The following is a 13,290-nucleotide window of genomic DNA, read 5'->3' as shown; positions in this document are numbered from 1 at the left end:
TTCAGCACGAGTTGCTTCATCGTGCTGGCGAGGGGTCGGCCCTCACCTCGGTCGATCAGGCGGTCTTTTCCTGGCCGATGGTCCGAACCGCGTCCCGTACTTTGAGCCGATCCGCCGAGCTGTCGGAGTCCCTACGCTGTGGGCATGGTCAGAACCGACGTTCGCTCGCTCCTCGCCGAGCCGCGTGTGCCCCATCCGCCGCGGCGGGTGTGGCGCGACTGGGTCCTGGTCGCGGGGCTGCTGGCGGCGATCGCCGCCGAGGCCGTGTTCCGCACCAACCTGGTCTGGAAACCCCTGGCGATCGTGCTTGCGGTGGCCGTCGTCTGCGCGCTGCCGTGGCGGCGTACCCATCCACTGGCTGTGGTCGCGGGGGTGTTCGGCGTCCTGATCGCGATCAACATCGCGGCCCTGATCACCGGTGCCGGATCCTTCGGGCTGAGCTCGATGATCTGCGTGGTCCTGCTGCCGTACTCCCTCGTGCGCTGGGGATCCGGCCGCGAGATCGGCATCGGCCTGGTGATCATCCTCGTCGCGTTGATCCTGGGACTCGTCAGCGACTTCCCTGGGTACGGCGAAGCCGTCGCCGGCAGCATGTTCTTGCTCTCCCCGGCCACCCTCGGAGCCGCGATCCGCTACCGGTCGACCGCCCGGACCCGCGAGCTGGACCAGGTCCGGCTCCGGGAGCGCGAGCAACTGGCCCGCGAGCTGCACGACACGGTCGCGCACCACGTCTCGGCCATCGTCATCCGCGCGCAGGCAGGCCGCGCCGTCGCGGCCGCCAGCCCCGAGGCCGCACTCGACGCGCTGGTCGTGATCGAGGCGGAGGGAACCCGGACGCTCGCCGAGATGCGGACGATGGTCGGCGTACTGCGTGACGACACGGCCGCGGCGCTGGTCCCGCAGCCGGGGGTGGCCGACCTGGAGCGGCTCGCTCGCAGCGGCGATCCGCGGGTCAACGTAGACCTGTCGGGTGACCTCGACGATCTCGGACCGGCGCTCGGCGGGGCGATCTACCGGATCACGCAGGAGTCGATCACGAACGCCGTACGGCATGCGCGGCAGGCGACGCGGATCGACGTACGAGTGTCGGCGGACGGGGACGCCGTACGGCTGACCGTGCGCGACGACGGGGAAGCGAGTGCGCTGCCCAGGAACGCGCCTGGATACGGCCTGGTCGGGATGACCGAGCGGGCGACCCTGCTCGGCGGCTCGCTCGTCGCTGGGCCGGGTCTCGACCAGGGGTGGACCGTCGACGTGATCCTGCCGCGAAAGGCAGGCGGCCGATGACGATCCGGGTCCTCATCGCCGATGATCAGGACCTCGTCCGCACCGGGTTGGCGATGATTCTCGGCGCGCAGCCGGGGATCGAGGTGGCCGGTACTGCGGCCGACGGACGGGAGGCGCTGGAGCTCGCCCGCCGGCTTCGGCCTGACGTGTGCCTGTTCGACATCAGGATGCCCGGGATGGACGGGATCGAGGCGACCCGCGCGCTCGCCGGTCCCGGTGTCGACGACCCGATGGCGGTGGTGGTGATCACCACCTTCGACCTGGACGAGTACGTGTACGGCGCGCTGAAGGCAGGCGCCCGCGGATTCCTGCTCAAGGACGCGGGACCCGAGCTGCTGGTGCAGGCGATCCACGCCGCGGCCAACGGTGATGCGCTGATCGCGCCGCGAATCACCGCACGGCTGCTCGCGGCCTTCTCCGATCTGCCCAGCGACCGGGCGCCGGTTCAGCCGATCGATCCGCTCACCAGCCGCGAGGAGCAGGTACTGACCGCGGTGGCCGGCGGCCGGACGAACGCCGAGATCGCCGGCGATCTCCACATCAGCCTCAGCACCGTGAAGACCCACATCACTGCGGTGATGGGGAAGATCGGCGCCCGGAACCGGGTCGAGATCGCCATGTGGGCGTACGAGACTCGCCGCGTGAAGTAGGCGCGGCGGGTCTCGCTCGCTCAGTCGTGCGTCGGGAAGCCCAGGTTGATACCGCCGTGGGACGGGTCGAGCCAGCGGGACGTGACGACCTTGCCGCGGGTGAAGAAGTGCACACCCTCGGCACCGTGCGCGTGGGTGTCGCCGAACAGCGAATTCTTCCAGCCGCCGAACGAGTAGTACGCCATCGGCACCGGGATCGGCACGTTGATCCCGACCATGCCGACCTCGACCTCGTTCTGGAACCGTCGCGCCGCGCCGCCGTCGTTGGTGAAGATCGCCGTCCCGTTGCCGTACGGGTTCGAGTTCACCAGCTCGAGCGCCGCGTCGTACGACGTGGTCCGCACGACCGACAGCACCGGGCCGAAGATCTCGTCGGTGTAGATCGACATCTCCGGCGTGACCTTGTCGAACAGCGTCGGGCCCAGCCAGAAGCCGTCGTCCGCGCCGTCGAACTCCCCGGCCCGCCCGTCGACCACCAGCTCGGCACCCGCCTCAACCCCGGCCTCGACGTACCCGGCGACCTTGTCCCTGTGCTGGCCCGTGACCAGCGGGCCCATGTCGCACCCACGGGTCCCGTCGCCGGTGCGGAGCTTCGCCATCCGGTCCTTGATCTTGCCGATCAGCTCGTCGGCGACCGGCTCGACCGCGACCAGCGCGGAGATCGCCATGCACCGCTCACCCGCCGACCCGAAGCCGGCGTTGACGGCCGCATCCGCGGCCAGGTCGAGGTCCGCGTCCGGCAGGACGATCATGTGGTTCTTCGCGCCGCCGAGCGCCTGCACCCGCTTGCCGTTCGCCGTACCGCGCTCGTACACGTACCGCGCGATCGGCGTCGAGCCGACGAACGAGACCGACTTGATGTCGGGGTGTTCGAGCAGCCGGTCGACCGCCTCCTTGTCGCCGTGCAGGACGTTCACGACGCCGTCCGGCAGCCCGGCTTCCTTCCACAGCTCGGCCATCGCGTTCGCCGCGGACGGGTCCTTCTCGGACGGCTTGATCACCACACTGTTGCCGCAGGCAACCGCGATCGGCACGAACCACATCGGCACCATGGCCGGGAAGTTGAACGGCGAGATCACCGCGCTGACGCCGAGCGGCTGGCGGATCGAGTACACGTCGACGTTGGTCGAGACGCCCTCGCTGTAGCCGCCCTTGAGCAGATGCGGGATGCCGCAGGCGAACTCGATCACCTCGAGCCCGCGGGTCACCTCGCCGACCGCGTCGGACAGCACCTTGCCGTGCTCGGCGGTGATGATCGCGGCGATCTCTTCCTTGTGCTGGTTCACCAGCTCGCGGTACTTGAACAGAATCTGGGTCCGCTTGGTCAGCGACGTGCCGGCCCACTCCTTCGACGCGTCGTGAGCCACCTTGACGACCTCGTCGACGGTGGCGGCCGAGGCCAGGTCGAGCTCGCCGGTGACCTGCCCGGTCGCCGGGTTGTAGACCTTGCTGGTCCGCTCGGCGACGCCGGTCCAGGACCCGCCGCCGACCAGGTGGGTGATCCGCTTGATGTCAGTGCTCACGATGCCTTCCTCACTACCTCGACCTGCAGTTCTGTCATCCGAGGACCTCGTCCTTGTCCGCGAGCGTCACGTCCACCGGCCGCCCGCTGGTCAGCGACTCGATACCGGCTTCGCAAACCGCCGCCGCGGCGTACCCGTCCCAGGCGGTCGGCCCGTCGATCTCGCCACGGACCGTGGCGTCGACCCACCGCTGTACTTCGATGTCGTACGCCCGGGCGAACCGCACCCGGAAGTCCGCCGGCATCGCGCCACCCCACTGCCCGTCGGCCCGGGTGAACACGCCGGATCCCAGCCCGATGGTCGCGCTGCCGCGCTCGGCGACCGCCTCACATCGGACCTCGTACCCGACCTGGAAGTTCACGAACACCTCCACGTCGGCCATCGTCCCGTTCGCCAACTGGAAGACCGCGAGCTGGGGATCCCGTACGCCGTCGTCGACCAGGCTGCTCGGCTTCGGAGCCTGCACAGTGATCTGGGTGATTTCCGCATCGAGCAGCCAGCGGGCGATGTCGACCTCGTGCACCATCGAGTCCCGGACGATCATCTCGCTGCGGAATCCCGGTGGCGCGGACTGGTTGCGGTGCACGTTGTGCAGGAGCAGCGTCCGCCCGAGCTCGCCGGAGTCGAGCAGCTGCTTCAGCTCGGCGTACTCCGGGTCGAAGCGGCGCATGAACCCGACCTGGATCAGCTGCCGGCCGACCTTGTGCTCGGCCTCGACCACCTGCAGCGCCGACGCCGCGTCCATGGTCAGCGGCTTCTCGCAGAGCACCGGCTTCCCGTGCTCGAGACACGCGAACAGCTGTTCCGCGTGCGCGAAGCCCGGCGACGCCAGGATCACCGCGTCGACGTCCGCCGCCGCAATCAGCTCCAGCGGATCGTTGATGACCCGGACCGGTCCGTTACCCGGCGCACCCCCGAAGCCCGCCGCGCCCGAGGCTCCCGCCGTACCGGAGAGTCGAGCCGCCAGGGCCTCGGCTCGGGCCGTGTCCGGGTCCGACACCGCCACCAGCCGGGCCCCGGACGTCTGCCTGGCCACCCGCTCCGCGTGGTCGGCGCCCATGATCCCGACGCCGACCACCCCAACCCGCAGCTCGCTCACGTCCCCTCCTTCTCCCCCACCTCATCTTGCACCGGTGCGTCGACAACCATCGCGGGGTTGACACCCCTCAACTCGTGACTCAACGCCTCCAGCTCGGAGCCGCCGGCCATCTCCGTCGTCAGCTGCTCGAGCGTGATGTCGGCCCGGTGCGTATCCAGTGCGACCCGGCCGAGCTTCAGTACGACGAAGTGGTTGCCGACGAGATACGCGTGGTGCGGGTTGTGGGTGATGAAGATGACCCCGATCCCGGCGTCCCGCGCTTTCACGACGTACTTCAGCACCACGCCGGACTGGTTCACGCCGAGGGCAGCGGTCGGCTCGTCGAGGATCAGCACCTTCGCACCGAAGTGGATCGCCCGAGCGATCGCGACGCACTGCCGCTGACCGCCCGAGAGCGTCCCGACCGGCTGCTCCAGGTTGGGGATCGAGATCCCCATCTTGGTCAGCTCCTCCTGCGCGATCCGCTTCATCGCCGCCGCGTCCAGCTGCCGGAACGGTCCCTTGGTGATCTCGTTGCCGAGGAAGAAGTTCCGCCAGACCGACATCAGCGGCGCGAGCGCGAGGTCTTGGTAGACCGTCGCGATACCGGCGTCGAGCGACTCGCGCGGCGAGCCGAAGTGCCGCTCCTCGCCGTTCACCGACATCCTGCCCGCGGTGTAGTCGTGTAAGCCGGCGATGATCTTGATCAGCGTCGACTTGCCCGCGCCGTTGTCGCCGAGCACGCAGGTGATCTCGCCCTGCCGCACCGCCAGGGACACCCCGCGCAGCGCCTGGACATTGCCGTAGCTCTTGCCGACGTCCTCGAGCAGGACGATCGGCGAGTTCGGGCTCGCGGACGCCTCGTCGGCGAACGTCTCCGTGGTGGTCATCGCGCCTCCGCCCGCTTCTTCACGACCAGGTTGACAATGGTTGCCAGCAGCAACATCGCGCCCAGGAAGGCCTTGAACCAGTCCGGGTTCCAGCCGGCGTAGACGACGCCCAGCTGGACCATGCCGAAGATCAGCGCGCCGACCGCCCCGCCGACCACGGACCCGTAACCGCCGGTGAGCAGGCACCCGCCGACGACCGCGGCGATGATGTACAGGAACTCCTTCCCGACACCTTCCCCGGACTGGACCACACCGTTCTGCACGAACAGCAGCTGCATACCGGTGAACCAGGCGAAGAACCCGACCGCCATGAACAGCCCGATCTTCACCTTCCGGACCGGTACGCCGACCGCGCGGGCCGCCGCCGCGTCGCCGCCGACCGCGAAGATCCAGTTGCCGATCTGGGTCTTGAGCAGCACCCACGCGGCGAGCGCGACGAACGCGATCCACCAGACGACGATGATCTTGATCGTCACGCCGCCGAGCTTGAACTCCGAGGCGAAGATCGCCTTCGCCCCGGAGAACCCGTCCATGTCGCTGATCGAGTTCGACGCGACGGCGCCGGACGCGAGCCGGGTGACCGCGATGTTGAGGCCCTGCAGGATGAAGAACGTGCCCAGCGTCACCAGGAAGCTGGGCAGGCCGGTCCGCATCAGCAGCCAGCCGTTGAACGCCCCGATCGCCAGCGAGAACACCAGGGCGACCACGATGCCGGCCCAGACGTTGAGGCTGAACTGGTAGGCGAACAGGCCGGCGGTCAGGCCGGACGTCGTCACCGCGACGCCGGCCGAGAGGTCGAACTCGCCGCCGATCATCAACAGCGAGACCGGCACCGCCATCACACCGATCAGGGCGGCCTGGTACAGGATCGTGCCGGTGTTGTTGATGTCGCGGAACGGCGGCGCGGCGATCAGGAAGAACACCAGGATGACGGCCGCGCCGACCAGCGATCCGATCTCGGGCCGGCTGAGCAGCCGGGCACCGAGGGACCGGGCCGAGACGCGGTCGTCCGCCGAGACGGGTGAGGTGATGGTCGATGCCATGGTCTACCTCAGCGCGTTCCGGATTCGGCGTACTTCTGCACTGCCGCGATGTTGGACTTGTCGATGAAGGCAGGCCCGGTCAGCGTGGCCTCGCCACCGCCAATGGTGTCGCCGTTGTTCTTGTAGAGCCAGAGCGCGTCGACGGCCAGGTAACCCTGCAGGTACGGCTGCTGGTCGACGGCGAACTGCACGGTGCCGTCCTGGACCGCCTTGGCCATCTCCTTGCTCATGTCGAAGCTGCCGACCTTGGCCGCGGAGCCGGCGTCCTTGGCCGCCGTCACCGCGGTCAGCGCGATCCCGGCGTTCAGCGCGACGACGTAGTCTGCCGTCTTGTCCTGCTGCAGCTTCGAGGTCAGTGTCGCCTGCGTGCCCGGCTGGTCGGTACCGTTGACGTTCACGTTCTCGACGTTGCCGAACTTGTCCTTGATGCCCTGGCAGCGGGCCTCCAGGCTGACGTTGCCCTGCTCGTGGATCACGCAGAGGACCTTCTTGGCGCCGAGCTGCTTCAGCTTCTCGCCGGTCGCCTGGCCGGCGATCCGCTCGTCCTGACCGAAGTACCCGATCGCGCCACTGCTCTTCCACTGGTCCAGGCCGCCGTTGAGGACGGTCACCGGGATCCCGGCCGCGATCGCCTTCTTCACGTTCGGGATCACCGCGTCGGGCTTGTTCAGCGTCACCGCGATGCCGTCGACCTTGGAGTCGATCGCAGTCTGCACCAGGTTCGCCTGGGCGGCGCCGTCCGGGTCGGCGGAGTACTGCAGCTCGATGTTGTCCTTCTTCGCGGCCGCCTCGGCGCCGCGGCGGACGATGTCCCAGAAGGTGTCACCAGGCCCCGAGTGGGTGATCAGGGCGACCTTCATCTTCGGGGTGTCGGCGACGCCCCCGCCGCTGCCGCTGGAGCTCTCCTCCTTCTGCTTGCCCCCGGAGGAGCTGCACGCGGCCAGTGCCGCGGCGAGCACCAGCGCCGTGGCACCGGCCACGACCTTCCTCTGCCACCGAACCATGACTCAACCAGCCTTTCAGGGAAACCGCGGCCACTCCGCGGAGTTGCGTGGGACCAGAGAGTGTCATACTCCCGTGGCCGTCATCTCGATCCGCCACCCCCGTGCGAGTTCAGATAGGCCAAAGTCCGCTCCGCGATCGGCAGCGGTACGTCGGGTGGGCACGGGTACATGTCCTGCTCCACGATCGCGAACAGGTCCACGTCGAGCCCGGCCAGCGCGTCCAGCACCGGCGGCAGATCGGGTACGCCGTTCGGCGGCTCGCACATCACGCCTCGCCGTACCGCCTCGTCCATGCTCAGGCCCTCCGCCTCGACCTCGTCGAGGATCTTCGGGTCGACCTGTTTGAGGTGCACGTACCGGATCCGGTCCGGGTACTTCCGGATCAGCTCGAGGTTGTCGCCGCGGCAGTAGCTGATGTGGCCGGTGTCGAGGCACAGGTTCACGAACGCGCTGTCGGTCTCCTCGAGGAAGCGCTCGACGGTGTCCTGCGTGTCCACGTGCCCGTCCGCGTGCGGGTGGTACTGCGTCTGCAGCCCGAACTCCTCCGCCAGCCGGCGACCCAGCTCGGTCACCGCGCGACCGTGCTCAGCCTGCCCCTGGTGGTCGAAGCGCTCCTCGACGATCTCGCCACGCCACATCGAAGGCATGACAACCAGGTGCTTGGCGCCCATCGCGGCCGTCAGCTCGGCCGTCTCGAAGACGTCCTGCCAGGTCGACTCCAGCCCGCCGGGGCGATGCACGTGTTCGAACGTCGTGCCAGCAGTCATCGTGAGGCCGCGCTGATCCAGCTCGTCCTTCAACCGAACCGGATCGGTTGGCAAGTAGCCGTACGGACCGAGCTCGATCTTGGTGTAGCCGGCCGTCTGGACCTCGTCGAGGAACCGGGTCCAGGGGGTCTGCTTGGGGTCGTCGGCGAACCAGACTCCCCACGAGTCCGGCGCGGTACCGATGCTGACCTTGCCCATCAGCGGTCCCCCTCAGCGGGAGCCAGGTACGGGCGCTGAGCCTTCTTGCTCGCCTCGTAGGACGCCGCGGCGGACTGGGTGGAATGCAGCTCGGAGACCTCGCTGACCGGGACGTCCCACCACGAGTCGCTGTCCGGGCCGCCGATCAGCGGATCCGTGGTGACGTGGATCGCGATCGGACCGGTCGCCGCCTTCGCGGTGTGAATCGCCTTCTCCAGCTCTTCGCGGCTGCGGACGTCGATCACCTCCAGGCCGAAGCTGCGCACATTCGCCGCCAGGTCGACCGGGAGGTAGTCGCCGTCGAGCCGCCCGTCGCCGGTGCGCTTGCGGTACGCCGTCCCGAAGCGCTGCGAACCGAGCGACTCCGACAGGGCACCGATCGACGCGAAGCCGTGGTTCTGGACGAGAACCACGATGATCTTGAGGTTCTCCTGGACCGCGGTCGCGAGCTCGCTGGACATCATCAGGTACGACCCGTCGCCGACCAGGACGAACACGTCGCGATCGGGCGCGCCGAGGCGGACACCGAGGCCGCCGGCGATCTCGTAACCCATGCAGGAGTAGCCATACTCGACGTGGTATCCCTTCGGATCTCTGGTCCGCCAGAGTTTGTGCAGGTCGCCGGGCATCGAACCGGCCGCACACACCACCACATCAGACGGCGCCGACAATTCGTTGACGGCACCGAGAACCTGGCCCTGGGTGAGCACTCCGTCGGCCAGCTTCGCCGTCACCTCGGCCGGAGGGCTGTAAGTTGCGTGGACAGTTCCGTCCCAGTTCCTTGCGAGGTCCGTGGCCGTGGCGGTGTACTTGGCGTCAACAGACCAACCGCCGAGCGCGGAGCCCAAGGAAACAAGGGCTTCCCGTGCATCCGCGACGACCGGGAGGCCGGCATGTTTACCACCGTCGAAGCGCGCCACGTTGATGTTGAGGAACCGTACTTCGCTGTTCTGGAAGGCGGTCCGCGACGCCGTCGTGAAGTCGCTGTAGCGCGTCCCGACACCGATCACGACGTCGGCGTCCCGGGCCAGAGCGTTGGCTGCCGTGGTCCCGGTCGAGCCGACCGCGCCCACCGACTGCGGGTGGTCGTAGCGGAGCGATCCCTTACCTGCTTGGGTTTCCGCGACCGGGATGCCGGTGCGCTCGGCGAACTCGCGCAGCGCTTCCTCGGCGGCGGAGTAGTGGACGCCGCCGCCCGCGACGATCAACGGGCGGTGCGCGGACCGTAGCAGCTCTGCCGCCTTCTCGACAATTGATGCCTCGGGCAAGGGTCGTGCGACGTACCAGGTGCGCTCAGTGAAGAGCTCGTCCGGCCAGTCGTAGGCTTCGGCCTGCACGTCCTGCGGCAGGGCCAGGGTGACCGCACCGGTCTCGACCGGGTCGGTCAGCACCCGCATCGCGTTCATGAGTGCCGACGGCAACTGCTCGGGCCGCCAGACCCGGTCGAAGTACTTCGAGACCGGGCGGAAGGCGTCGTTCACCGAGATGTCGCCGGCGGTGAAGCTCTCCAGCTCCTGCAGGACCGGCGTGGCCACCCGGGTAGCGAACACATCCGAAGGGAGGATCAGCACCGGTAGCCGATTGATCGTCGCGAGCGCCGCGCCGGTCACCATGTTGGTCGACCCCGGACCGACGCTTGCCGTGCAGGCGTAGGCCTGGAGCCGGTCGCGGGTGCGGGCGAAGGCGGCCGCGGTGTGCACCATGGCCTGCTCGTTGCGCGCCAGGATGTACGGCAGCTTCTCCGGGTCCTCGAGCTCGGCCTGCAACAGGGCCTGTCCGAGACCGGCGACGTTGCCGTGACCGAAGATGCCGAGGCAGCCGGCGAACAGGCGCTGCCGTTGGCCGTCGCGTTCGGAGTACTGGACGCTCAGGAATCGCACCAGGGCCTGCGCGACCGTGAGACGCACCGTCATGAGTCTTCCCCTCCGAAAGGTAGGCGAGAGTCGATCTGCTGGGTTTGCCAGAGTTCCCGGACCCACGCGTGCTGTGGATCGTCGGTGATCAGCCACTGACGTTCGCTGCCCGGGCCGGCCATCACGTTCAGGTAGTACATGTCATAGCCAGGAGGCGCCATTGCCGGACCATGCCAACCGTGCGGTACCAGGACCAGATCGCCGCTGCGGACCTCCGCGAGTACGTCGATCGGCCGGTCCTCGGTCCCGTAGACCCGCTGGTACCCGATCGGATCGTTGCCCTTGACACCTTCCGGTACGTCGTCGGACAGCTGCAGCTCGAAGTAGTAGATCTCCTCGAGCACACTCTCCTTGCCCGGCCGGTGCTCGTCGTGCTTGTGCGGCGGGTACGACGACCAGTTGCCGGCCGGGGTGAGCACCTCGCAGGCGATGATCGAGTCGGCGTCGAGGACTCCCGGCGTACCGAAGTTCCGGACCTGCCGGGAGGCGACACCGGCGCCGCGCAGCTCGGTTTCCACGTTCTCGACGCCGATCCGCCGGAACAGGAAATCTCCGTCCGCCTTCGCATGCGGAAACGCGATGCGCGCTCCACCTGCGCTGGTGACCGCGACGGTGGTGTTCCGCGGGACGTACGCGAAGTCGGTCGGGCCGGCGAAGACGTCCGCACGACCGCCCAGCGGGACCGTCTCGCCGTCGACGATCACCTCCGCAGACCCACTCAACGGAAGCACGAGGTACTCACATGCACCGGTGTCCAACTCAATCGACTGGCCCGGACGAAGCGTCCGCACCAGCAAGCCCGTGTGGTGCCAGTCCTGCTCTCCTGGCCGGACCGCCACCTCGAAGCCGCCGTGCGCCGCGGTACCAGCGGGACGGAACCATTCAGTCATTCGGTGCCTCCATGGACGAGCGCGGCGGCGTGGTCGACGGCCGACGCGACGTCGCCGTCCGGTGGGAAGAGCAGCGCGCGACCGACGACCAGGCCGCGGACCGAGGGGATGGTGAGCGCCTTGCCCCACGTGGCGTAGGTGGCCTCGGGCGCGACCGTCGGATCGCCGCCGAGCAGAAGGGTCGGGAGGGTCGTTGCCTCCATCACCCGTTCCAGGTCGTCGACGACCGGCAGCTTGAGCCAGGTGTAAGCGCTGGTCGCGCCGAGCCCGGAGGCGACGTGGATGGACTTGATCACCGAGTCAGGATCGAGCAGGTTGGTGACCCGCCCGTCCTCGGTGCGCGTCGACCAGAACGGTTCGACCATCGCCATCAGCTTGTGCTCGGCGAGCCCGGTCACGGCTGCGGCGGCGCTCTCCAGGGTCACGACGGTGCCTGGATCGCCGAGGTCGATCCTGGTCAGCATCTTCCCGCCGTCGAGCCGGCGCGCGGCGATCTCGTCCGCGGACCGGTAGGCGGTGAACCGATCATCCAACTCGAACGCAGCCCCTTGGAGGCCGCCGCGGTTCATCGAACCGATGACGACTTTGCCTTCCAACGCTCCCAGCAACAGGAGGTCTTCCAGCACATCCGGAGTAGCCAGCACGCCGTCCACACCCGGCCGCTGCAAGGCGATCACCAGCCGAGCAATCAGCTCCGACCGCCGCCCCATAGCCATCCGATCACCCCGCACCCCCAGCGCACCCCGCGCCGGATGATCCGCAGCCACGATCAACAGCCGCCCATCATCCCCCACCAACGCCCGAGTCCGCCGCTGCAACCACCCCTCAGCCACCCGCTCCGGATGCCGAACCCGAACCTCAGTCAACTCCCCCAACCGCACCGAAAACCCATCCCACCCCACCCCACCAAACCCCAACTCCCCACCCTCACCCGTCCCCTGCCACCCAGCCCCCACGCCCTGCCGACCCACCTCGCCCTGCTGGCCCTGCCGTAGGCCCTCCCCCTGCCGAACCGCCGCGACCTCCCGGACCTCCTGCGCCGCCTCGACCTGCTGCGCCTGCTGGCCGCCGTATGCCTGCTCAGCCTGCTCTGCCCGCTCGGGCTGGTACGTCTGCTGCGCCTGCCGGGCCTGTTCGGTCTCGTGGGTCTGCAGGTCAGCTGCGGGCTGTTCGGCGGGGAGGTCCAGGTCGGCGATCACCGTCGACTGACCATCAGCCGAGTCCGGCGTCCGACCACCCACCTGCTGCGCCGACTCAACCGTCGGCTCGCCACCATCATCCAGCTCACCACGACCCGCCGACTCGTCCGCACCCGGCACCGGGTAGCCACCGGTCGGGTCATCCGGACCAACGCCATCTGCACCGCGCACCGGGTAGTCGCCGGCAGGCTCATCCGCACCGAGGCCACCCGCACCAACCACCGGATAGCCACCCGTCGGATCATCCGCGCCGATGTCGTCCGCACCGAGGACCGGGTAGCCGCCGGTTGGGTCGTCCGCGCCGACGAGTGCTTGTCCACCGGCGCCCGCAGACCCTGCCTGCTGTACGAACACGGTCGGTTCGTCCGGGCCGACTACGGGCTGGTGCGTCGCAACCGCCGTACCAGCCGATTCGACTGGAGCCTGTCGGTGGGCGGCGACTGTGGGATCGCTCGGACGTACGTGCAGGATCGTGGCATCGTTCGGTCCCGCCTGAAGGACCTCGTCCGCGCCGCCCCTCAGATGCCCACCTGCGCCAATCCCCGCCGACCGCGCAACAACCGTCGGCTCATCCGCACCCACCTGACGACCAATCACCCGCGGGTCGTCCACGCCGGCTTGCCGGGCAATCACCGTCGGCTCATCCGCGCCCGCTTGGCGACCAATCACCGTCGAGTCATCCGGCCCGGGCCGGTACGCAACCTCCGTGGCATCGTCGGGACCAGCCGTCCGAGCAACCACCCTCGGGTCGTCCACGCCGGCTTGCCGGGCAATCACCGTCGGCTCATCCGCGCCCGCTTGGCGGCCAACTACCGCCGAGTCAGCCGGGCCGGGCCGAGCAGTTTCTT

At 68.7% G+C, this 13,290-nt stretch carries 11 protein-coding genes; 2 read left to right on the top strand and 9 right to left on the bottom strand.

Going from position 1 to position 13,290, the window contains the following annotated elements; genetic code table 11:
• Positions 1 to 144 precede the first annotated feature (144 nt).
• Both AB0E69_RS24315 and AB0E69_RS24310 read left to right on the top strand, forming a co-directional pair.
• Positions 145 to 1,287 carry a histidine kinase gene (locus AB0E69_RS24315; protein WP_360150171.1) on the top strand — a complete coding sequence of 381 codons (1,143 nt, stop codon included), beginning with the start codon at positions 145 to 147 and terminating at the stop codon, positions 1,285 to 1,287.
• The gene (locus AB0E69_RS24310) at positions 1,284 to 1,937 is read left to right on the top strand and encodes a response regulator transcription factor (protein WP_360150168.1); all 654 of its coding nucleotides are present in this window, start codon (positions 1,284 to 1,286) and stop codon (positions 1,935 to 1,937) included. Before AB0E69_RS24315 ends, AB0E69_RS24310 begins: the two co-directional genes overlap by 4 nt.
• A gap of 20 nt (positions 1,938 to 1,957) precedes the next feature.
• On the opposite strand, the gene AB0E69_RS24305 is transcribed toward AB0E69_RS24310, so the two are convergent.
• From AB0E69_RS24305 to AB0E69_RS24265, 9 genes are all read right to left on the bottom strand, one after another.
• Positions 1,958 to 3,460, bottom strand: coding sequence for a CoA-acylating methylmalonate-semialdehyde dehydrogenase (locus AB0E69_RS24305; RefSeq protein ID WP_360150165.1), 1,503 nt, complete (start codon positions 3,458 to 3,460; stop codon positions 1,958 to 1,960).
• Between the two features lie 34 nt (positions 3,461 to 3,494).
• The gene (locus tag AB0E69_RS24300) at positions 3,495 to 4,559 is read right to left on the bottom strand and encodes a Gfo/Idh/MocA family oxidoreductase (protein WP_360150162.1); all 1,065 of its coding nucleotides are present in this window, start codon (positions 4,557 to 4,559) and stop codon (positions 3,495 to 3,497) included.
• Positions 4,556 to 5,428, bottom strand: a complete 873-nt coding sequence (locus tag AB0E69_RS24295; protein WP_360150159.1) for an ATP-binding cassette domain-containing protein — start codon at positions 5,426 to 5,428, stop codon at positions 4,556 to 4,558. Before AB0E69_RS24295 ends, AB0E69_RS24300 begins: the two co-directional genes overlap by 4 nt.
• The gene (locus AB0E69_RS24290) at positions 5,425 to 6,471 is read right to left on the bottom strand and encodes an ABC transporter permease (protein ID WP_360150156.1); all 1,047 of its coding nucleotides are present in this window, start codon (positions 6,469 to 6,471) and stop codon (positions 5,425 to 5,427) included. The genes AB0E69_RS24295 and AB0E69_RS24290 overlap by 4 nt, the downstream gene beginning before the upstream one ends.
• An 8-nt stretch (positions 6,472 to 6,479) precedes the next feature.
• Positions 6,480 to 7,475, bottom strand: a complete 996-nt coding sequence (locus tag AB0E69_RS24285) for a sugar ABC transporter substrate-binding protein (protein WP_360150153.1) — start codon at positions 7,473 to 7,475, stop codon at positions 6,480 to 6,482.
• Between the two features lie 80 nt (positions 7,476 to 7,555).
• Positions 7,556 to 8,440 (bottom strand): TIM barrel protein, encoded by an 885-nt coding sequence (locus AB0E69_RS24280; protein WP_360150150.1) that lies wholly within the window; start codon positions 8,438 to 8,440, stop codon positions 7,556 to 7,558.
• Positions 8,440 to 10,353, bottom strand: a complete 1,914-nt coding sequence (gene iolD / locus AB0E69_RS24275) for a 3D-(3,5/4)-trihydroxycyclohexane-1,2-dione acylhydrolase (decyclizing) (RefSeq protein ID WP_360150147.1) — start codon at positions 10,351 to 10,353, stop codon at positions 8,440 to 8,442. Before iolD ends, AB0E69_RS24280 begins: the two co-directional genes overlap by 1 nt.
• Positions 10,350 to 11,243, bottom strand: a complete 894-nt coding sequence (gene iolB, locus AB0E69_RS24270; RefSeq protein WP_360150144.1) for a 5-deoxy-glucuronate isomerase — start codon at positions 11,241 to 11,243, stop codon at positions 10,350 to 10,352. The genes iolD and iolB overlap by 4 nt, the downstream gene beginning before the upstream one ends.
• Entirely contained in the window at positions 11,240 to 12,124 is an 885-nt protein-coding gene (locus AB0E69_RS24265; RefSeq protein ID WP_360151639.1) for a deoxyribose-phosphate aldolase, read from the bottom strand. Before AB0E69_RS24265 ends, iolB begins: the two co-directional genes overlap by 4 nt.
• Between the last annotated feature and the right edge of the window lie 1,166 nt (positions 12,125 to 13,290).

The organism is Kribbella sp. NPDC026611 (assembly GCF_040638345.1).
In the GTDB taxonomy this organism is placed as follows: Bacteria; Actinomycetota; Actinomycetes; order Propionibacteriales; family Kribbellaceae; genus Kribbella.
This window is presented reverse-complemented; position numbering and strand designations above follow the sequence as displayed.

Bases quoted from the DNA above. Each gene is read 5' to 3' on its own strand.
- AB0E69_RS24290 (WP_360150156.1), bottom strand. From the start codon at position 6,471: ATGGCATCGACCATCACCTCACCCGTCTCGGCGGACGACCGCGTCTCG.
- AB0E69_RS24285 (WP_360150153.1), bottom strand. From the start codon at position 7,475: ATGGTTCGGTGGCAGAGGAAGGTCGTGGCCGGTGCCACGGCGCTGGTG.
- AB0E69_RS24315 (WP_360150171.1), top strand. From the start codon at position 145: ATGGTCAGAACCGACGTTCGCTCGCTCCTCGCCGAGCCGCGTGTGCCC.
- AB0E69_RS24310 (WP_360150168.1), top strand. From the start codon at position 1,284: ATGACGATCCGGGTCCTCATCGCCGATGATCAGGACCTCGTCCGCACC.
- iolD (WP_360150147.1), bottom strand. From the start codon at position 10,353: ATGACGGTGCGTCTCACGGTCGCGCAGGCCCTGGTGCGATTCCTGAGC.
- AB0E69_RS24295 (WP_360150159.1), bottom strand. From the start codon at position 5,428: ATGACCACCACGGAGACGTTCGCCGACGAGGCGTCCGCGAGCCCGAAC.
- AB0E69_RS24280 (WP_360150150.1), bottom strand. From the start codon at position 8,440: ATGGGCAAGGTCAGCATCGGTACCGCGCCGGACTCGTGGGGAGTCTGG.
- iolB (WP_360150144.1), bottom strand. From the start codon at position 11,243: ATGACTGAATGGTTCCGTCCCGCTGGTACCGCGGCGCACGGCGGCTTC.